The organism is Anaeromyxobacter sp. SG66, assembly GCF_022690805.1.
GTDB classification, from domain to species: Bacteria; Myxococcota; Myxococcia; order Myxococcales; family Anaeromyxobacteraceae; genus Anaeromyxobacter; species Anaeromyxobacter soli.
In genome coordinates, this window is record NZ_JALCZC010000080.1 from 1 (window position 1) to 19,536 (window position 19,536).

19 protein-coding genes are annotated in these 19,536 nt (G+C 74.3%); 14 read left to right on the forward strand and 5 right to left on the reverse strand.

The annotated features are described in order from the left end of the window. Positions 1 to 973: YcaO-like family protein (locus MNZ39_RS17880; protein WP_242340441.1), on the reverse strand; the 973-nt coding region annotated here is incomplete at its 3' end. A gap of 67 nt (positions 974 to 1,040) precedes the next feature. On the opposite strand from MNZ39_RS17880, the gene MNZ39_RS17885 reads away from it, so the two are divergent. Together MNZ39_RS17885 and MNZ39_RS17890 are read left to right on the forward strand one after the other, a co-directional pair. Then, the gene (locus MNZ39_RS17885; protein WP_242340442.1) at positions 1,041 to 2,444 is read left to right on the forward strand and encodes a M20/M25/M40 family metallo-hydrolase; all 1,404 of its coding nucleotides are present in this window, start codon (positions 1,041 to 1,043) and stop codon (positions 2,442 to 2,444) included. 193 nt (positions 2,445 to 2,637) lie between these two features. Beyond that, complete coding sequence (locus tag MNZ39_RS17890; RefSeq protein ID WP_242340443.1) at positions 2,638 to 5,157, forward strand: glycogen/starch/alpha-glucan phosphorylase; 2,520 nt, start codon at positions 2,638 to 2,640, stop codon at positions 5,155 to 5,157. Between the two features lie 9 nt (positions 5,158 to 5,166). Here MNZ39_RS17890 and MNZ39_RS17895 read toward each other — a convergent pair whose 3' ends face one another. Then, the gene (locus tag MNZ39_RS17895; protein WP_242340444.1) at positions 5,167 to 5,571 is read right to left on the reverse strand and encodes an MGMT family protein; all 405 of its coding nucleotides are present in this window, start codon (positions 5,569 to 5,571) and stop codon (positions 5,167 to 5,169) included. Between the two features lie 122 nt (positions 5,572 to 5,693). Between MNZ39_RS17895 and MNZ39_RS17900 the strand changes: the two genes are divergently transcribed. The 4 genes from MNZ39_RS17900 (at position 5,694) to MNZ39_RS17915 (ending at position 8,299) form a co-directional block, all read left to right on the forward strand. Beyond that, positions 5,694 to 6,239, forward strand: coding sequence for a hypothetical protein (locus MNZ39_RS17900; RefSeq protein ID WP_242340445.1), 546 nt, complete (start codon positions 5,694 to 5,696; stop codon positions 6,237 to 6,239). A gap of 71 nt (positions 6,240 to 6,310) precedes the next feature. Next, a complete protein-coding gene (locus MNZ39_RS17905; protein WP_242340446.1) occupies positions 6,311 to 6,892 on the forward strand; it encodes a LemA family protein in 582 nt (193 codons plus the stop codon). 9 nt (positions 6,893 to 6,901) lie between these two features. After that, on the forward strand, positions 6,902 to 7,651 hold the full coding sequence (locus tag MNZ39_RS17910) for a YgcG family protein (protein ID WP_242340447.1): 750 nt from the start codon (positions 6,902 to 6,904) through the stop codon (positions 7,649 to 7,651). Between the two features lie 9 nt (positions 7,652 to 7,660). Continuing rightward, complete coding sequence (locus tag MNZ39_RS17915) at positions 7,661 to 8,299, forward strand: TPM domain-containing protein (RefSeq protein WP_242340448.1); 639 nt, start codon at positions 7,661 to 7,663, stop codon at positions 8,297 to 8,299. 56 nt (positions 8,300 to 8,355) lie between these two features. Here the strand turns inward: MNZ39_RS17915 and MNZ39_RS17920 are convergent, their stop codons facing one another. Next, entirely contained in the window at positions 8,356 to 9,831 is a 1,476-nt protein-coding gene (locus MNZ39_RS17920; RefSeq protein WP_242340449.1) for a potassium/proton antiporter, read from the reverse strand. Positions 9,832 to 9,929: 98 nt separating this feature from the next. On the opposite strand from MNZ39_RS17920, the gene MNZ39_RS17925 reads away from it, so the two are divergent. Further along, on the forward strand, positions 9,930 to 11,312 hold the full coding sequence (locus MNZ39_RS17925) for an aminotransferase class V-fold PLP-dependent enzyme (RefSeq protein WP_242340450.1): 1,383 nt from the start codon (positions 9,930 to 9,932) through the stop codon (positions 11,310 to 11,312). Positions 11,313 to 11,318: 6 nt separating this feature from the next. Here MNZ39_RS17925 and MNZ39_RS17930 read toward each other — a convergent pair whose 3' ends face one another. Continuing rightward, positions 11,319 to 12,371 (reverse strand): radical SAM protein, encoded by a 1,053-nt coding sequence (locus tag MNZ39_RS17930; protein ID WP_242340451.1) that lies wholly within the window; start codon positions 12,369 to 12,371, stop codon positions 11,319 to 11,321. A gap of 31 nt (positions 12,372 to 12,402) precedes the next feature. On the opposite strand from MNZ39_RS17930, the gene MNZ39_RS17935 reads away from it, so the two are divergent. The 4 genes from MNZ39_RS17935 (at position 12,403) to MNZ39_RS24555 (ending at position 16,707) form a co-directional block, all read left to right on the forward strand. After that, positions 12,403 to 13,074: a helix-turn-helix domain-containing protein gene (locus tag MNZ39_RS17935; RefSeq protein ID WP_242340452.1), complete on the forward strand. Its 672-nt coding sequence runs from the start codon at positions 12,403 to 12,405 to the stop codon at positions 13,072 to 13,074. 108 nt (positions 13,075 to 13,182) lie between these two features. Next, positions 13,183 to 14,556: a response regulator gene (locus tag MNZ39_RS17940; protein ID WP_242340453.1), complete on the forward strand. Its 1,374-nt coding sequence runs from the start codon at positions 13,183 to 13,185 to the stop codon at positions 14,554 to 14,556. 310 nt (positions 14,557 to 14,866) lie between these two features. Further along, positions 14,867 to 16,324 (forward strand): ammonium transporter, encoded by a 1,458-nt coding sequence (locus tag MNZ39_RS17945; RefSeq protein WP_242340454.1) that lies wholly within the window; start codon positions 14,867 to 14,869, stop codon positions 16,322 to 16,324. A gap of 260 nt (positions 16,325 to 16,584) precedes the next feature. Next, a complete protein-coding gene (locus tag MNZ39_RS24555) occupies positions 16,585 to 16,707 on the forward strand; it encodes a hypothetical protein (protein ID WP_255821535.1) in 123 nt (40 codons plus the stop codon). 7 nt (positions 16,708 to 16,714) lie between these two features. Here MNZ39_RS24555 and MNZ39_RS17950 read toward each other — a convergent pair whose 3' ends face one another. Beyond that, on the reverse strand, positions 16,715 to 17,635 hold the full coding sequence (locus MNZ39_RS17950) for an aldo/keto reductase (protein ID WP_305037339.1): 921 nt from the start codon (positions 17,633 to 17,635) through the stop codon (positions 16,715 to 16,717). Positions 17,636 to 17,652: 17 nt separating this feature from the next. Between MNZ39_RS17950 and MNZ39_RS17955 the strand changes: the two genes are divergently transcribed. The 3 genes from MNZ39_RS17955 (at position 17,653) to MNZ39_RS17965 (ending at position 19,399) form a co-directional block, all read left to right on the forward strand. Further along, entirely contained in the window at positions 17,653 to 17,823 is a 171-nt protein-coding gene (locus MNZ39_RS17955; protein ID WP_242340458.1) for a hypothetical protein, read from the forward strand. A gap of 103 nt (positions 17,824 to 17,926) precedes the next feature. After that, entirely contained in the window at positions 17,927 to 18,127 is a 201-nt protein-coding gene (locus tag MNZ39_RS17960; protein WP_242340455.1) for a hypothetical protein, read from the forward strand. A gap of 120 nt (positions 18,128 to 18,247) precedes the next feature. Next, positions 18,248 to 19,399, forward strand: coding sequence for a glycosyltransferase (locus MNZ39_RS17965; protein ID WP_242340456.1), 1,152 nt, complete (start codon positions 18,248 to 18,250; stop codon positions 19,397 to 19,399). The last annotated feature ends 137 nt before the right edge of the window (positions 19,400 to 19,536 follow it).

Below are 19,536 nucleotides of genomic sequence, written 5' to 3' on the forward strand. Positions count from 1 at the left end.
CTCGCACGCCGGGCATCCGCCCCGCGTGGCGCCGCGCCCGGGTCCCGCCGAGGAGCGCGGCGAGCCCCTTCGCCGCGCGGCGGTCGCCGAGCGCCACGTCCTCGCGGGCGCCGTGGATCTCGGTGGCGCGCGACTGCGCGGCCTCGAGCAGCGCGGCGTGGAGCGCCTCGTCCGGCTCGAGCCGGCAGGCGTAGCCGGCCGCCAGCGGCACCGCCCCGTGCTCGACGTCCGCGACCAGCGCGGCGGCGCAAGGCAGGGTGGGCCCGTCGGCGGCCGCGGAGGCGTCGAGGAGGTGGACCTGGAACCCCCGCGCCTCGAGCCGCCCGGCGAGCGCCGCGGCCCGGGGCGCTGCCCGCGCCAGCGAGCTGCGATCGAGGAGCCGCGCCGCGACCGCCTCCTCCGTGAAGCCCTCCGGCAAGGCCCGGGCGAGCAGATCGCGCTCGACGGCCTCGAGGAGGGCGTGGAGGAGCGCGGCGGCGAGGTCCTCGTGCGCCCCCATGCCGTTCGAGGTCCAGGGGACCACCGCGGCGCCGAGGAGCGGCCCGCCGGCGGGCGGGCAGTGGACGGCGCAGGCCGGGACGAGCGCGGGCGCGCCGCCGAGCAGGTCCTGGCCGATGCGCCAGGCGAGGCGGAGCTCCGACGCCCCCGGCTCCGTCCGCTCCGGCGCGAGCGCCTCCGGTCGCACGACGGCGGCCTCGCCGTGATGTGCGGCGAGGTCGGTCGCGGCGCCCCACGCCTCCACCTCGGCGCGCTCCGCGGCCCACAGCTCCGCCGCCTCCAGGAGCGCGCCTTGGGCGGCGCGCTCGAACGTGTCGCCCTTGCCGTTCGTGACCTGGAGGACGTGCGCTCCGGGCCGCACCGCGCTCGCCACCTCCACGCCGGTGCGGTCGAGCCCGGTCAGGCGCGCGATGCGGGTCACGCCGAGCGCCACGGCGAGTGAGCCGTCCCTAAGGGGACGGAGGGCTTTGGGCATGCGCGGGTTTATATCTCGGGCAGGCCGCCCGCTGGCAGGCCGCCGCATCCCCAACGAGGAGACCTCCATGACGGAGAGCCCGGTCGACCTGGCGCTCGCCCATTACGAGAAGAACGCTGCCATCTACCTCGACGAGCTGAAGCGGCTCGTCCGCATCCCGAGCGTCTCGTTCGCGGGGTTCCCGGAGGTCGAGGTCGCGCGCAGCGCCGACGCGGTCGCCGAGCTCCTGAGGCGCCGCGGCTTCGAGAAGGTCGAGGTGCTGAAGGTGGAGGGGGCGCACCCCTACGTCTTCGGCGAGCGGATCGAGGATCCCGCCGCGCCCACGCTCCTCCTCTACGCGCACCACGACGTGCAGCCGCCCGGCGAGACGGAGCTCTGGAAGTCGCCGCCGTTCGAGCCCTCCGAGCGCGACGGCCGGCTGTTCGGCCGGGGCGCCGCGGACGACAAGGCCGGCATCCTCGTGCACGCGGCCGCGGTGGACGCCTGGGTGCGCGGGGCGCGGAAGATGCCGCTCAACGTCAAGATCGTGATCGAGGGCGAGGAGGAGATCGGCTCCGAGCACCTCGCCGCCTTCATCGGCCGCTACCGCTCGAAGCTCGACGCGGACGCGATGGTGCTCACCGACACGGGCAACGTGGACGTCGGGCTGCCCTCGGTGACGATCGCGCTCCGGGGCCTCGTCACCGCCGACGTGGAGGTGCGCGCGCTCGACCAGAGCCTGCACTCCGGCATGTGGGGGGGCCCGGTGCCCGACCCGGCCATGGCGCTCGCGAAGATGCTCGCGGGGCTCGTCGATCGCGACGGGCGCATCGCCATCCGCGGGATCTACGACAAGGTCCGGCCGATGACGCGCGAGCAGCGGCGCGCCATCGAGCAGCTCCCCGTCACGGTCGAGGAGTTCCGCAAGCAGGCCCGGCTGCGGCCCGGGGTGCAGCTCCTCGGCGGGAACCACCCCCTCGAGGTGAACTGGTGGGAGCCGGCGCTCGCCGTGAACGCGCTGCAGGCGTCGTCGCGCAAGGACGCGCGCAACATCATCAACGACGTGGCCTGGGCGCGCGTGGGGATCCGGCTCGTGCCGGACATGGACCCGGTGGAGACGCGCGACGCGCTCGTGCAGCACCTCCAGGCCGCCGCGCCGTGGGGCGTCGAGGTGCACGTGAAGGTCGAGACCGCGGGCGCGCCCTGGATCACCGACGTGCGTCACCCCGCCTTCGACGCGGCGTTCCGCGCGCTCGAGAAGGGATTCGGCCGGCAGGCGCTGGCGATCGGGTGCGGCGGCTCCATCGGCTTCGTCCAGCCGTTCGCCGACGCGCTCGGCGGCGTCCCGGCGCTCCTCATCGGCGTCGAGGATCCCGCCTCGAACGCTCACTCCGAGAACGAGAGCCTCCACCTCGGCGACTTCCAGAAGGCGATCCGGAGCGCGATCCACCTCTATGCCGAGCTCGCCTCGGCGCTCGCTCGAAAGGCGTAGACAGCGGCCGGCGCGCACCCGCTCGACCGGCAGGTGGGGGTAAGCACGCAGGGCGCCCGCGCGTGGGCGCCGGAGGTCGCGCGGCGCCCGGGGACCCGCCCGAGTATCATGCGCGGCGTCTCCGGGCCGTCGCGCGTCGCCCGGGGGCGCACTGGAGTCGCGGCGCCGCCGTGACGGATTCCAAGGAGAACGGATGGTTCCGCCGAGGAGAGGCAGCACCGCACCCGCGGAGGCCCGGGCGCTCGAGCGCGCCCGGGACGTCCCGAACGCGCGCACCGCCACGGACGTGGAGGCGCTGAAGCGAGCCTTCGCCGACCACCTGCAGTACTCGCAGGGCGCCGACGAGCACAGCGCCACCGCGCTCGACCGCTACTTCGCGGTCGCCTACTCCGTGCGCGATCGAATGATGCGCCGCTGGATCCAGACGCAGCAGGCGTACTACCGGGAGGACGCGAAGCGGGTCTACTACCTCTCGCTCGAGTTCCTGATGGGCAGGGCGCTCGAGAACAATCTCCTCAACCTCGGGCTCTACGACCCGATGCGCGGCGCCCTGAAGGACCTCGGGCTCGACCTCGCCGACCTCCTCTCGCAGGAGCCCGACGCCGGCCTCGGCAACGGCGGCCTCGGCAGGCTCGCGGCCTGCTTCCTCGACTCGCTCGCGACGCTCGGGTACCCGGCCACCGGCTACGGCATCCGCTACGAGTTCGGGATCTTCGACCAGGAGATCCGCAACGGCTACCAGGTGGAGCGGCCCGAGGAGTGGCTGCGCTTCGGGAACGCCTGGGAGATCCCGCGCCCGGAGAGCGTCGTCCCGGTCGCGTTCTACGGGCGGACCGAGCACGGCGCGGACGAGCGCGGCCGGCTGCGGGTGCGGTGGGTGGACGCGCGCCACGTGCTCGGCATGCCGTACGACGTGCCGGTGGCGGGGTACCGCAACGACACCGTGAACACGCTGCGGCTCTGGCGGGCGCGCGCGTCGCAGGAGCTCGACCTCGCGGACTTCAATGCGGGCGACTACCTCGCCGCCGTCGAGGACAAGGGGTTCTCCGAGAACATCTCGAAGGTCCTCTACCCGAACGATCTCACGGTGATGGGCAAGGAGCTCAGGCTCCAGCAGCAGTACTTCTTCGTGTGCTGCTCCATCCACGACATCGTGCTCCGCTACCTCCGGACGCACGAGGATTTCTCGCGCTTCCCGGACAAGGTCGCGATCCAGCTCAACGACACCCACCCGGCCGTCGCCATCGCCGAGCTCATGCGCGTCCTCGTGGACGAGCGCGCGCTCGAGTGGGACGCGGCGTGGGAGATCTGCCGCGCGACCTTCGGCTACACGAACCACACCCTCATGCCGGAGGCGCTCGAGCGCTGGTCCGTCGACCTGTTCGGGCGCGTGCTGCCGCGCCACCTCGAGATCGTCTACGAGATCAACCGGCGCTTCCTCGAGGGCGTCCGCGCCGCGAGCCGCGCCGACGAGGGCGCGCTCGCGCGGATGAGCATCATCGAGGAGCAGCCGGTGAAGCAGGTCCGGATGGCGAACCTCGCCGTCGTGGGCTCGCGGTCGGTGAACGGCGTGGCCGCGCTGCACACCGAGCTCCTGAAGCGCGAGCTCTTCAAGGACTTCCACGCGCTCTGGCCGGAGCGGTTCAACAACAAGACGAACGGCGTCACCCCGCGCCGCTGGCTCCTCCAGTCGAACCCCGACCTCTCGGCGGCGATCACCGACGCGATCGGCCCGGGCTGGATCACCGACGCCGAGAAGCTCCGCGCGCTCGAGCCCCTCGCCGACGACGCCGGCTTCCGCCGGCTGTTCCGGCGCATCAAGCGCGACAACAAGGCGCGCCTCGCCGAGATCGTCCGCGCGGAGAACGGGCTCACGCTCGACCTCGACTCGATCTTCGACGTCCAGGTGAAGCGCATCCACGAGTACAAGCGGCAGCTCCTCAACGTGCTCCGCGTCGCCGCGGAGTACCTGCGCATCAAGGAGGACCGCTCGTACCAGCCGTACCCCCGCGCCTACCTGTTCGGCGGGAAGGCCGCGCCCGGCTACGCCCTCGCGAAGTGGGTCATCAAGCTCGTGGGCTCGGTCGCGGACGTGGTGAACCACGACGTGGACGTGCAGGGGCGGATCACCGTCGGGTTCCTCAAGAACTACCGGGTGTCGCTCGCCGAGCGGATCTTCCCGGCCGCGGACGTCTCCGAGCAGATCTCCACCGCGGGCAAGGAAGCGTCCGGCACGGGGAACATGAAGTTCGCCCTGAACGGCGCGCTCACCATCGGCACGCTCGACGGGGCGAACGTGGAGATCCGCGACGAGGTCGGCGCGGAGAACTTCTTCCTCTTCGGGCTCACCGTCGAGCAGGTGCAGGCGCTCCGGGGGCGCGGCTACGATCCGTGGGAGGTCTACCGCGGCGACCGGCGGCTGAAGGGGGTCCTCGACGCGCTCGCGTCGGGCGTCTTCTCCCCCGGCGAGCCGGCCCTGTTCCGTCCCGTGGTGGACTCGCTCCTCAACGGCGGCGATCCCTACCTCGTGCTCGCCGACTTCGCCGCGTACTGCGCGTGCCAGGAGGAGGTCGAGCGGGCGTACCGCGACCCGGAGGGCTGGACGCGGATGGCGATCCTGAACGTCGCGCGCACCGGCAAGTTCTCCTCCGACAGGACGATCCGGGACTACGCCGAGCAGATCTGGAAGATCGCGCCGGTCCGCCGCGGCTAGAGCGGCCGATCAGGATTCGCCGCGGGCTCGCCGGCGAGGCGCGCGCGCCCCGCGCCGGCGTCCGCCCGGCGCGGGCGTGGCGCGCGCCCGCCGCTTCCAGCCGTAGCGGGCGAGCTCGACGCGGCCGCGCTCGTCGAAGCGGATCCCCTCCGCCTCGAGCAGGTCCCGCTGCACCGCCGCGCCGATCGGGTCGAGGATCGAGATGGCCGCGTGGCCGCGCGGCCGCGCGCCGAGGACGCGCTGCCAGGGCACGTCGTGGCGCGCGCCGCGGAGCGCGGCGAGCGCGTACCCCACCTGCCGGGCGCCGTGCGGCTTGCCCGCCGCGAGCGCGACCTCGCCGTAGGTCGCGACGCGCCCTCGCGGGATGCGGCGCACGACCCGGTAGATGCGCGACCAGCCAGAGGGGAGCGTCACGCGGTGAAGGTTAGACGAGGGACCTCTCCGCGGGAAGCGCGGGCCGGCGCGCGAGCACGGCGGCCGGACCGCGGATCGCCACATTGCCTTTCAGTGAGAGGGTCGCGTACCCTGCGTCGCGCATGGGTCGCCTCCTCCTCGCGGTCGCACTCCTCGCCGGCGCCGCCGCCTGCGCAGATGCGGGGCCGTGCCCCATGCCGCTCGAGGTCTGCGGCGGCACCTGCATGGACATCCGCTCGGACCCGCGGAACTGCGGCGCCTGCGGTCACGCGTGCGGAGCGGGCCTGACCTGCAGTGACGGGCAGTGTGCTGCGGAGGGCGGGGGCGCGTGCGCCGCGCGCGGCGGGGGCGCCTTCGTGACGCTCGAGAAGTGCGGCGAGACCGTGAAGCTCTGGATCACGAACGAGGTGTTCGTCACGAGCGCCGAGGCGCTCCTGCGCGGGGAGCCGGTCTCGGGGATCCCGGTGCTCGACCTCCAGGCCGGCTCCGACTGCGACGCCCAGTGGACGTGGCACGCCGACGCGGCCACTGCCTCGTTCGCGGGAGCGACGGTGGGTGGGTGCGACGTGTGCCCGAGCGACATCGAGCGGGCGCTCTCGTACTACGTCCTCGAGGTGCGCTCCTGGTGCCCCTCGTCGCCGAAGGTGATCGCGGTCGACCACAGGTGAACGCCCCGTTCCGGGCGGCCCGCCCTGCGAACTTCCTTTGCGTGGCGGCGGGGGCGCGCTAGCTTCCGGGCATGAAGACGCCTCGCCTCGTCGCCGCCACGGCCGCGCTCGCCCTCACGGCGGGCTGCGGCTTCCAGTCCATCCCCCAAGCCGAGAACGCCGTCACGGCCGCGTGGGCCGAGGTGGAGAACCAGTACCAGCGGCGCGCCGACCTGATCCCGAACCTCGTCGAGACCGTGAAGGGGTACGCGACGCACGAGCGCGAGACGCTCGAGGCGGTCATGAACGCGCGCGCGCAGGCCACCCAGGTGAAGCTCAGCGCCGAAGAGCTCACGCCCGAGAACATGAAGCGGTTCGAGCAGGCCCAGGGGGCGCTGCAGAGCGCGCTCGGGCGGCTCCTCGCGGTCGCCGAGAACTACCCGAACCTGAAGGCGAACGAGAACTTCCGCGACCTGCAGGCGCAGCTCGAGGGGACCGAGAACCGGATCGGGATCGCCCGGCGCCGCTACATCGAGCAGGTGCAGCAGTTCAACAACCTCGTCACCGTCCCGCCGACGAGCTGGACGAACGCGCTCATGTACAAGAAGCAGCCGAAGGCGCAGTTCACCGCGACGACGCAGGGCGCCGAGAAGGCGCCCGCCGTGAAGTTCTAGCGGGGCCACGTGCGCGCCCTCGCCGTCGCCGCGCTCGTCGCGGTCGCCTCCGTCTCCGCCCCGGCGCGCGCCGAGGCGCCCATCCCGCCGCTCTCGGGGCCGGTGGTGGACCAGGCCGGCCTCCTCGGGCGCGACGACGTGCGCCGCCTCGAGGGGCTCGCGCGCGCCGCGCGCGGCGTGGAGGGCGGGACGGGGGTGCAGCTCCAGTACCTCGTCGTCCGGTCCCTCGACGGGGAAGCCATCGAGGACTACTCGATGCGCGTCGCGGAGGCCTGGAAGGTCGGGACCCGCGGGAAGGACAACGGCGTGCTCGTCACGGTCGCCGTCGAGGACCGCGCCGTGCGCATCGAGGTCGGCGGCGGGCTCGAGGGTGGGCTCACCGACGTGCAGTCGTCCCGGATCATCCGCGGCACGATCGTGCCCGCGTTCCGCGAGAAGCGCTTCGGAGAGGGGCTGTACGACGCCGGGGTCCAGATCCTCGGCGCGCTCGGCGCGCTGCCCTCGGGCGTCGAGCCGGTGCGCCGCGCGGCGCCGAGGGCGCGCTTCTCCTCGCTCGCGTTCATCCTCCTGTTCATCGTCGTGTTCCTCGTCCGGAGCCTCTCCGGCTTCGGGCCGCGGCGGCGCCGCCACCTCTGGTGGGGAGGCGGCCCGTGGATGGGCGGCGGCTGGGGCGGAGGCGGCTTCGGCGGCGGCGGTGGCGGCGGCTGGTCGGGCGGCGGCGGCGGGTTCTCGGGCGGCGGCGCCTCGGGGCGCTGGTAGGAGGGACCGGTGACCATCGAGCGGCACTTCGGAGAGGACGTCCGCACGCGCATCGCCGAGGCGGTCCGGCGCGCGGAGGCGCTCTCGCGCGGCCAGCTCGTCCCCGTGGTCGTCGAGAAGAGCGATGCGTACCCGGAGGCCCGCTACCGGGGCGCGCTGCTCCTCGCCGCCCTCGCGACGGCGGCGGTGGTCGGCCTCCACCTCCCGCTCACGCTCGCGGAGCTCCCGCTCGTCCAGCTCGCGGCGGGCATCGCCGGCGCCCTGCTCGCGAGCTGGGATCCCGTCGAGCGCCTCCTCGTCGGCGCGCGCTCCATGGACGAGGCGGTGCGTGCCCGCGCGACGCGCGCGTTCCACGAGCACGGGCTGCACCGGACCGCGGAGGGCACGGGCGTGCTCGTGTTCGCCTCGCTGTTCGAGCGCGAGGCGGTCGTGCTCGGGGATCGCGGCATCCACGAGAAGATGGGCGCCGACTGGGACCGGGCCGTCGCGGCGCTCGTCGAGGGGATGCGGGCAGGGGATCCGGGCAAGGGCTTCGTGGACGCGATCGCGCTCAGCGGCGCTCGCCTCGCCGAGCACTTCCCGGCCGTGCCCGGGCAGCACGCGCCGCGGAACGAGCTCGAGGATCAGATCCGCGCGTCGAGGACCTAGCGCTCCCCGCTCGGGCGAGCGACGCCGAGCGGCCCCGGTGCCCTCGTGAAGACCGATCAGTCCTCCTCCTGGCGGCCGAACAGGAGCTGGACGAACGCCTTGTCCTCAGGCGACGTGAACACGTAGACGTGGTCGCCGGGCTCGAGCACGGTCCGCCCGCGCGCGGCGACGAGCTCGCGACCCCGGGCGACGAGCATCACGGCCGAGCCCTCCGGGATCGTGAGCTCCGAGATGCGCGAGCCCGCCACGGCGCTGGCCCGCTCGACGTAGAACGAGATCACCTCGCCGGCGAGCCGCTGCGTCGAGTGGATCTCCAGCATGGCGCGCGGCGTCGGCGTGGCCTGGACCTCGAGGCCGAGCCGGCGGGCGACCCAGCCGATCGAGGTGCCCTGCACCACCGCGCTCACCACGACCACGAAGAACACGAGGTCGAAGACGTGCCGCGCGACGGGGAGGCCGGCGAGCACCGGGAACGTCGCGAGCATGATGGGGACGGCGCCGCGCAGGCCGACCCAGGAGATGAACGCGATCTCGCGCAGCGGCAGCCGGAACGGCAGGAGGAGCAGGATCACCACGAGCGGCCGCGCGACGAAGGCGAGGAACAGGCCGAGGAAGAGCCCCGGGCCGGCGACGCTGGCGAGGCGCGACGGGAACGCGAGCAGGCCGAGGAGGAGGAACATCGCCACCTGGCTGAACCAGGCGATCGCGTCGTGCACGCGCCGGAGGCCGGTCGCGTACGGCAGCGGGCCGTTCCCGAGCACCACCGCCGCCGCGTACACCGCGACGAAGCCGCTCCCGTGGACCAGCGTCGGCGCGCCGAACGCGAAGCACGCGAGCGCGATGGTGAGCACCGGGTAGAGCCCGGTCGCCGAGAGCCGCGCCCGCGCGAGCAGCCAGCGGCCGGCGTACCCGACGGCGACCCCGCCGGCGAGCCCGATGGCGAGCTGCAGGACGACGTCGAGCGCGATCCCCGCGCCGGGCCGCTCGCCGGCGACGAGCGCGCCCGTCACCGCGAGCGTCAGGATCACCGCCATGGGATCGTTCACGCCCGACTCGACCTCGAGCAGGTGCGCGAGCCGCTGGCGGATGCTGACCCCGGCCCCGCGGAGGACCGAGAACACCGCCGCCGCGTCCGTGGAGGAGACGATCGCCCCCACGAGGAGAGCCTCGGTCGGGCCGAGCCCGAGCGCGCGGGCGCCGAGCGCCATCACCGCGGCGGTCCCGGCGACGCCCACCGTGGCGAGCGCCGTGGCGGGGGCGAGGACGCGGCGCAGGCTCGCGAGATCGGTGTTGAGGCCGCCGTCGAAGAGGATGAGGGTGAGCGCGACCGTGCCGATCCGGAACGTGAGCGCGTAGTCCTCGAACGCGATCTGCCCGAGCCCCTCCGAGCCGGCGAGCATGCCGACGAGGAGGAACAGGAGCGCGACGGGGAGGCCGAGCCTGCCCGAGGCGCGCGAGGCGAGCACGCTCGCCGCCAGGAGGATCCCGACGGCGGCGAGCAGGAGGGCGGTGGGGAGCGGCTCCGTCGGCACTCCGTCCAGGGTAAGGGAGAACCGCCCCGCGGTCGCGCGCGCGCTCGGGTGCCCCGCCCCCCTGGTGTTCCCGGGCGCCGCGGGCTAGATGACGGGCCATGTCCCTGGACCTCTCGATCGAGGCGCTGCGCCAGCTCTACGCGTCCGTGGAACGCCTCGCCGAGGAGCACCTCTCGACGCTGGACGAGCGGTCCATCACGCCTCGCGCCTCGGGCGCCGAGCTCGAGGCGCGCCTCGCACGGCCGATCCCGGAGGAAGGGGTCGGTCTGGCCGTGGTGGACGGCCTCCGCGAGATCGCCGCCGGCTCGCGCGCGCAGAACGGCAGGTTCCTCGGCTACGTGCTCGGCTCCGGCGAGCCGGCGGGGGCCGCCGCGGACCTGCTGGCGAGCGTGCTGAACCAGAACGTCACCGCCTGGCGCTCGGCTCCCGCCGGGGTGACGATCGAGCGGAGCCTCATCGCGTGGCTCGCCGGCGCGCTCGGCTGCGCGGGGTTCGCGGGGAGCCTCACGGGCGGCGGCTCCTCCGCGAACATGATGGGGCTCGCGATGGCCCGCGAGGCCCGCGCCCCTGCGAACGAGCGGGGCGCCGCGGGCGGGGTCGTGTACGCCTCGCGCGAGGTGCACATGTCGGTCGGCAAGGCCGTCGCGCTGCTCGGGCTCGGGCGCGAGAACCTCCGGCTCGTCCCGGTGGACGCGGCGTTCCGGATGCGCCCCGACGCGCTCGAGCGCGAGATCGCCCGCGACGTCGAGGCGGGACGCGTCCCCGTCGCGGTGGTCGCCACGGCGGGGACGGTCGCCACCGGCGCGATCGACCCGCTCGCCGAGATCGCCGGCGTCGCGAGGCGGCACGGGGCGTGGCTGCACGTGGACGGGGCGTACGGCGCGCTCGCGGCGCTCGCGCGGCCGGAGAAGCTCGAAGGGCTGGCGCTCGCCGACTCCCTCTCGCTCGACGCGCACAAGTGGCTGTACCAGTCGGTGGACTGCGGGTGCCTGCTCTACCGGGATCGGGCGGCGGCGCGCCGGGCGTTCTCGCACTCGGGCGCGTACGTGCAGACCTCGACGGAGGATCCCGTCGAGGGGTTCGCGTTCTTCGACGAGTCGATGGAGCTCTCGCGGCGCTTCCGCGCGCTCCGCCTGTGGACGTCGTTGCAGTTCCACGGCGCCGCGGCGTTCCGCGCGGCGATTGCGCGCGATCTCGCGCACGCGCAGCGCCTCGCGGAGTTCGTCCGGCGGGAGCCGCGGCTGGAGCTGCTCGCCCCGGTCGAGCTCTCGGCGGTCTGCTTCCGCGTGCGCGGGGACGACGCCGACCGGCGGAACGCCGCGGTGCTCGCCGCGGTGAACCGCCGCGGGCGCGTGTACCTGTCGAACGCCGTCCTCGACGCGGCGTTCGCGCTCCGCGCCTGCTTCGTGAACCACCGGACGTCGGAGGCGGACGTGGACGCCGTCGTCGAGGAGGTGCTCGCGGCAGCGGACGGGAGCTAGTCCCCGCTACGCGCCGCCCGGCCGCCGCAGCGCGCAGGCGCGGCACAGCGGGTGATCCTCGTACGCGGCGACGAGCGCGCGGAACCGCTCGCCGGCCCAGATCGCGCCGAGCGGCGCCTCCGCCACGGAGCCGAGCGCGCCGAGGCCGCCCCGTGCGGCGGCGGGGTGCGGGCAGGGGGCGAACGTTCCGTCCGGGTGGACCCAGGCCTCGCGTCCGATGAACGGGCAGGGCCCCCGCGGCGCGGGCGCAGCCGGATCGGGGGCGAGCTCGACCGCGTTCTGGAGGAGGACGCGCGCGCCGCTCGGCAGGCGCGTCGCCTCGGCGGCGTCGCGGGCAGCGCGCACGGCGGCGTTCCACCGCCCGATCGCCTCGGGCGAGCGGCGGAGGGAGCCGGCCTCGAGGCCGGGCAGCCGCGGCTGGAGGTGGTTCAGCTTCACCCGGTCCACCCCAAGCGAGGCGGCGAGCCGGACGATCCCGGCGAGCTCGCCGACGTTCGCCTCCTGGGCGGTGACCTGGAAGGAGACCCGGCAGCGGCGGCCGCCCTCCCGCGCGGACGCGTCTCGCGCGGCGACCAGCATCCGGACGTTCTCCACCGCCGCCTCGAAGCGCAGCCCGCCCATCACCGCCGCGGCCGTGGCCGCGGTGGCGCCGTTCCAGGAGAGCTTCACGTCCGAGGCGACGGGCACGAGCCGCGCCGCCCAGGCCGCCGCGCCGCGCCCGGGAAAGGTGCCGTTCGTCGTGAGGTTCAGCGCGAGGCCGTTCGCCGCGCAGAGCTCCAGGAGCGCGTCGAGCCCCTCCCACAGGAGCGGCTCCCCCAGCGTCGAGGGGATGACCTCCGCGAGCGGCGAGCCGCGGCGCTCCTCGAGGACGCGTCGCGCCAGCTCCGGGTCCATGCGCCGGGGCGCACGCGCCCGGCCCGCCGCCCGCGCCGCCCCGCACTCGCACATCGCGCAGGCGAGATTGCAGTCGTCGGGGTTGGTGACGAAGGTGAGCCGCCACGGCCCGTCGGGGCCACCGGGGGGGCGGGCGCACCGAGCGCGCGAGGCGTGCGTTGACAAGGCGTCCGTTGTAACGGAAAAGGGACCCCACATGAAGAGTGCGCGAGAGAGCCCGAAGCGTGGCAAGCGGCCGGCCAGCCCTGCGCCCGAGGCGCGCCCGGTGCCCGAGCCCGACGAGTCGGCGGAGCACGCCGTGCAGCGGGACCTCACGCCGGTGGTGGGCGCGAACCTGCGCAGGCTCCGGAACCAGCGCGGGCTGTCGCTCGAGCGGCTGTCGCACCTCTCGGGCGTCTCTCGCGCGATGCTCGGCCAGATCGAGCTCGGCCAGAGCGCGCCGACCATCAACGTCCTCTGGAAGATCTCGTCGGCGCTCAGCGTACCGTTCTCGGCCCTCATCACGGCCCGCGGCAGCGCCGGCCCGCACGTGCTCCGCGGGGAGCAGGCGAAGCTCCTGCGCAGCCACGACGGCTCGTTCAGCTCGCGGGCGCTCTTCCCGTTCGACGAGCCCCGGCGCGTCGAGTTCTACGAGCTGCGCCTCTCCCCCGGCGGCGTCGAGCGCGCGGATGCGCACAACCCCGGCACGACCGAGAACCTCGTCGTGGCGCGAGGCGAGGTGGAGATCGAGGTCGGCGGACGCAAGGAGAGCCTCGTCGCCGGGGACGCGATCGTCTTCGAGGCCGACGTGCCCCACGTCTACCGGAGCCGGTCCGACGGCGAGTCGGTCATGTACCTCGTGATGACCTACGCGGACACCGTCGGGTAATCGCGTCGCCTACCCTGTCCGCCCCTCGCGGAGGTGACGCCGCATTCGTGGGACGGCGCCGCCACGGACTCGGCGTAAGATCGTCCTCGCCGTTCGACGGGAGGGGACTTGTCGAGGACGGGGGACATCCTGATCGCGCGTGGGCTCGCCACGCGCGATCGACTCATCGAGGCGCAGCGCGAGGGGCGCGCGCGGCGCGAGCCGATCTGCTCTCGGCTGCTCGCCACCGGGGTTCCCGAGGGTGCGCTCGCCTCCGTCCTCTCCGAGAAGCACGGGGTCCCCGGCGTCGACCTGTCGCGCACGGCGATCGCGCTGCCCGTGCTCGACGTCGTGCCGCGCAGCGTCGCGGAGGGCGACCTCATCCTGCCCCTCTCGCTCGAGGGCGGGCGCCTGCACCTCGCCATGGCGCAACCGGCGGACGAGCGGGTCCTCTCCGAGGTCCGGTTCGTCACCGGTCGCGAGGTGTCACCGTACGTGGCCGTCCGCGCCGCGCTCACGCGCGCCATCCAGGAGGGGTACGACTGCCGGGAGAAGGGCGAGCCGCTGTGGTGCGGCGCGGACGCCGGGCCGGGCGGTCCGTTCCTGGCGGCGGTCGTGCCGGGCGGAGATCTGGTCGAGGCGGAGCTCGTGGACGATCTCCCGCCCGGCAGCGCCGACCCGCTCGCGGCTGACGTCTCCGTCGAGGTGGAGCTCGACGTGGCGCCTCCGCGGCCGGCGCGCGCCGACGCGCGGCGGCTCGTGCTGGTCGTGGACGACGAGCCGGAGATCCGGCAGCTGGTGGAGCGGACCCTGACCGCCAAGGGCTACGCCGTCGAGACCGCCGCGGACGGCGCGGAGGCGCTCGACAAGGCCGAGCGGCTCCTGCCGGATCTCGTCCTGCTCGACGCGATGCTGCCGCGGGTGCACGGCTTCGAGGCGTGCCGGAGGCTCAAGGCGGGCACGCACACGCGGAACATCCCCGTGGTGATGATGACCGCGGTGTACCGCGGCTGGCGCTTCGCGGAGGACGCCCGGGAGGCGTACGGGGCGGAGGACTACGTCGAGAAGCCGTTCCGGATCGACGACCTGCTCCGGCGCGTCGAGGCGGCCCTCGACGCCGGCGCGGCGCGCGCGCCCGCGGTCGCGGCCCCCGCGTCGCCGCAGCTCGCGCGCGGGCGCGAGCTCCTCAGCGCAGGCCACGCCGCGGAGGCGATCGCCGTCCTCCACGAGGCCGTGCGCGAGGCCCCCTTCTCCGCCGAGGCGCATCACCTCCTCGGCCGCGCCTTCCGCGCGCGCGGCGAGCACTTCCGCGCGATGACGGAGCTCGAGCGAGCGGTCGAGCTGCGCCCAGGGCACCTCGCCGCGCTGCGCACCCTCGCCGCCCTCTACGAGGAGACCGGCTTCCGCCGGAAGGCCGCCGAGGCGCTCGAGCGCGCGCTCCCGGCCGCCCCCGACGACGCCGCGCGCGGCGCGATCCGGCGGGACCTCCTGCGGCTGCTGTAGCTCGAAGGGGCGCCCGGCGCGCCCGCTTCGCTCGCGGGGCCTCGCGCAGAGCCGACGCGGCCCACCGCCGAGCACCGCGCCTGCGCGAGACCCGCGATCGTGCTCGCGCGCCGTGCACCACGCCGCCTGCGGCTCGGGCGGCGCGCCGCGCCGGCAGAGCTCGGCGCGCCGGGATCTGCCGCCTCTCCGGGCAGCCCCGGGGAGCAGCTGCACGCGCGATGGGCTCGAGGAGGACCGCGGTGGGCCCCGGAGCGGTCGGCATGTCGGCTGCAGAACCTCTCGGCGAACTCACTCTCGCAAGGGGAACGAAATGGATCCGAATCTCGCGGACGTCGCGAAGACGCTCGCAGACACGCAGGCCGCGGTGAACATCATGTGGACGATGATCGCCGGCTTCCTGGTGATGTTCATGCAGGCCGGCTTCGCGCTCGTCGAGACGGGCCTCACGCGCGCGAAGAACGTCGCGCACACGATGGGCATGAACTTCTTCGTCTACGCCATCGGGATCATCGGGTTCTACTTCGTCGGCTTCGGCCTGCAGATGGGCTCGGTCGGCCCGATGGCGACGTTCGGCGGCGACGCGTCCCTCTCGGCGGCGCCGCTGTCGGTGAGCCTGTTCGGCCACGTCTGGAACCTCGCCGGCACGAGCGGCTTCATGCTGCCGCTGCGGATGTTCACGCCCGCGGTGGCGACCATGTTCTTCTTCCAGATGGTGTTCATGGACACCACCTGCACCATCCCGACCGGCGCGCTCGCCGAGCGCTGGAAGTTCAGCTCGTTCGTGATCTTCAGCTTCGTCATCTCGACCGTCATCTACCCGCTCTACGCGAACTGGGTCTGGGGCGGCGGGTGGCTGTCGCAGCTCGGCACGAACCTTGGCCTCGGCCACGGCCACGTGGACTTCGCCGGTTCCTCGGTGGTGCACATGACCGGCGGCGTCATGGCCCTCACGCTCGCGAAGATCATCGGGCCGCGCGCCGGCAAGTACGGGCCGGACGGACGGGTGAACCCCATCCCGGCCCACAACATCCCGCAGGTCATGGTCGGCACGTTCATCCTGGCGTTCGGCTGGTTCGGCTTCAACGCCGGCTCCACCCTCGCCGGCACCGACACGCGCCTCGCGATCGTGGCGACGAACACGATGCTCGCCTCCGCCACGGGCGCCTTCGGCGCCTACCTCTACGTGAAGACCCGCTTCGGCAAGCCGGACCCGACCTGGCTCGCGAACGGCATGCTCGCCGGCCTCGTCGCGATCACGGCGCCGTGCGCCTTCGTCTCCTCCTGGGCGGCGATGCTCATCGGCCTCGTCTCCGGGGTGCTCGTGGTCGTGGCGGCGATGTTCGTCGAGACGAAGCTCCGGGTGGACGACCCGGTCGGCGCCATCGCGGTTCACGGCGTGAACGGCGCGTGGGGGATCCTCTCGGTCGGGCTCTTCGCGAACGGGACGTACGGACAGGGCCTGAACGGCGTTTCGTACGGCGTGACCGGCCTCCTGTACGGCGACGCGGGCCAGCTCGTCGCCTCGCTCGTCGGCATCGCTGCCAACATCCTGTGGGTCGTTCCCGTCGCGGCGCTCGCCTTCGTCGTCATCGGCAAGCTCGTCGGGAACCGCACGTCCGCGGAGGACGAGGCGCTCGGCCTCGACATCCCGGAGATGGGCCTGCTCGGGTATGCGGCCGGCGCCGGGGTGGAGCACGGCGCGGCGCCGAGGCCCGCGCCCGAGGCGGCGCCGATCGCGGCGCCGTCGCTGGCGCGGGAGCACAGCTAGCGGGGGCTGCCCCGGCGGTCGTACCGGGGGGACGCAGCAGGCGCGTCCCCCCGGACCCCCGGCTCGCTCCGGCGCAGCATCCGGCTGCGCCTGCGCTCGCGACACGCCGTGAGCGACGCAATCCTCGGCATGGAGGTTCGTCCGGACCCGGTTCGCTCGCGGGTCCGATCCATCCGGCGGGTGGCCCCGCCTCGGTCGTCGCCTGGTGCGCCACTCCCGCAGCGCCCTCCTGCGCCGCAGATTCGCCTCGGGAGGCGAGCATGCGTGCGACGGTGGACGATGGACGGGAGGTCGCGCGGGCGGCGTTCTGGTTCGCCGCGCGCTGGCTCGGCCTCGTGACGCTGGCGCTCGGGGCGGCCGCCGCGATCGCGATCGCGTCCTGAGGCGCGGCTACACCGCGCGTACGACGGCGAGGATCCTCCGCCGCAGGTCCTCGTCCGGCAGAGGCCCCTCGCCGGCGCGCACGTTGTCGGCGGCGTGGCGCGGATCCGCGGTGGCCGGGATCACGCACGTGACGGCCGGGTGTCCGAGGATCCACTTGAGGAGGAGCTGCGGCCAGGTGGAGCACCCGAGCTCCGCGGCGAAGGCAGGCAGGGGCTCCGCTCGCAGGCGGGCGGCGAGGTCTCCCGACTCGAGCGGCCGCATGACGAGCACGGCGACGCCTCCGTCGCGCGCCGCCCCGAGCAGCCGCGCCTCGGCGTCGCGCACGGCGACCGAGTAGGGGACCTGCACGAAGTCGACGGCGCCGTCCTCGGCGAGCGCGGCGAGCCGGTCGAGCCCGGAGGACGCGTGGTGCGTCGCGCCGACGTAGCGGATCCGGCCGGACGCCTTCCACTCGCGGAGCGTCGCGAGCTGCACGTCGAGGTCGAGCAGGTTGTGCACCTGCACGAGGTCGAGCCGCCCCGGCGCCGCCATGCGCCGCTCCGACTCCTCGAGCTGCGCGAGGCCCGCCTCGCGGCCGGTCGTCCACACCTTGGTGGCGAGGAACGGGCGGGGCTCTGGCTGCGCGCGGACCAGCTCGCCGACCACGGCCTCGGCGCGGCCGTACATCGGCGAGGAGTCGATGAGGCGCCCGCCGCCCTCCCGCAGCACACGCAGCACCTCCGCGAGCGGCGCCCGCTCGGACGGCGCCTCTCCGACGTCGAACGTGCGCCAGGTCCCGAGGCCGATGCACGGCAGCGGCTCGCCGGTGCGGAATCGCGCGCGTTCGCATGCGACACCGTTACGGCGTCCGGGGCCTCCGCGGAAGCCCGGCGCGCGCGCGGGCAGGCGGGCCGGCCCGGCGAGGGCTGCGCAGCGTTGGGGACCCAGGACGAAGGAGGCAAGTGATGCGACGAGAAGAGAAGGAGCGGCAGAAGAAGGAGCGAGAGGCTGCCGGTCGCAAGGCGGGCGAGGAGCAGGGCGCGCGTCGCCAGGCCAGCACCGACCGCCGCGAGGAGGAGGGCTACTCGCAGCCCGAGTCGTCTGCGCAGAAGGGCCACCTGCCGCCGGAGCGGTGATCGCGCGCTCACGCCTCGCCGGGGCCCCGGGCCCTCCGGGTCCCCGGCGGGCGGGCATGGGCGGGCCCGGGCCGCACCGTTAAGGAAGGGTGGGAGGTGCGCGATGGCCGAGGCGAGCGGTGGTACGGGTGGGATCCTGCCTCACGGTGAGTCGCTGCGGCGGGCGCTGCGCTGGCTCGACGAGCGGGTCCGCCAGGATCCGACGCTCGACCGGGCGAAGCTCGTGGGAGAGGCCTCCGCTCGACACGATCTCGGGCCGCAGGAGGAGGAGTTCCTGCTCACGCGCTGGGCGCGCGGCGGGTGACGGCCGCCCCCTCGCACGCGCCGGGCTCGGCCTCGATTCGCGGGGGTCGCCCCGCCCCCAGGGCACGCCCTACCTTGGTCGACAGGGTCCGTCGGCGCTCCGGGCCCGCGGAGGCGTGGAATGAGGATCGTCGTCTTCGGGCTGACCGTCAGCTCCACCTGGGGTAACGGCCACGCGACGCTGTGGCGCGGTCTGGCCGCCGCGCTCGGCCGGAAGGGGCACAGGCTCGAGTTCTTCGAGAAGGATCAGCCCTGGTACGCGACCCACCGCGATCTCGACGTGCTCCCGGGCGGTGCGCTCCACCTGTACGGGCGGCTCGCGGAGGAGCGGGTGCGCATCGAGGCGGCGCTCGCCGGCGCGGACGTCGCGATGGTGACGTCCTACTGCCCGGACGCGGCGCTCGTGACGGAGCGAGTGCTCGACTCTTCCGCGCGCGTGAAGGCGTTCTACGATCTCGACACCGGCGTCACGCTCGCGCGCCTCGCGGCGGGGGAGCCCGTCGAGTGGGTCGGTCCAGGCGGCCTCGCGGGCTTCGATCTCGTGCTGTCGTTCACGGGGGGCAAGGCGCTCCGCCTGCTCACCGACCGGCTGGGGGCGCGGAACGCCGCGCCGCTCTACGGCAGCGTGGACCCGGCGGTGTACCGCCCCGCGCCCGCCGCCGCCGCGTTCCGGGGCGATCTCTCCTACCTCGGCACCTTCGCCCCGAGCCGCCAGCGGTCGCTCGAGGCGCTGTTCCTCGAGCCCGCAGCGCGCATGCCGAACCGCACCTTCGTGCTCGCCGGCTCGATGTACGACGCCTCGTTCCCGTGGCGCGAGAACATCCGCTACGTGCGCCACCTCGAGCCGTCGCTTCATCCCGCCTTCTTCTGCTCCTCGCCGCTGACGGTGAACGTGACGCGCGCCGAGATGGCGGCGATGGGCTACTGCCCGTCCCCGCGCCTGTTCGAGGCGTCGGCCTGCGGGGTCCCGGTCCTCTCCGACGGGTTCGAGGGCCTCGACGCGTTCTTCACGCCCGGCGAGGAGATCCTCGTCGCGCGCAACGCGGACGAGGCGATGCACGCCGTCGCGCTGCCGCGCGTCGCGCTCGAGCGGATGGGGCAGCGGGCCCGGGAGCGCGCGCTCGCGGAGCACACCGCGGACGCGCGGGCCGAGGAGCTGGTCACCCTGTGCGAGCGGGCGGCGAGCGGCGTCGCCGACGAAGAGGAGGAGGCTCTCGCTCCTGTCCGCAGCGGATCCGGCGCGAGCGCCGAGCCGCTCGGAGGGCTCGCTTGACACCGCGCGATGCGGTGGAGCACGCCGACTTCTGCGCGCGAATGGTGCGTCGCTACGCCTGAGCCCGGCCCGGCCGCGCGGGTGCGGCCGGGCTCCAGGGCGCTCAGCGGCTCGAGCGGCGCGAGGTCCGCCCGCCC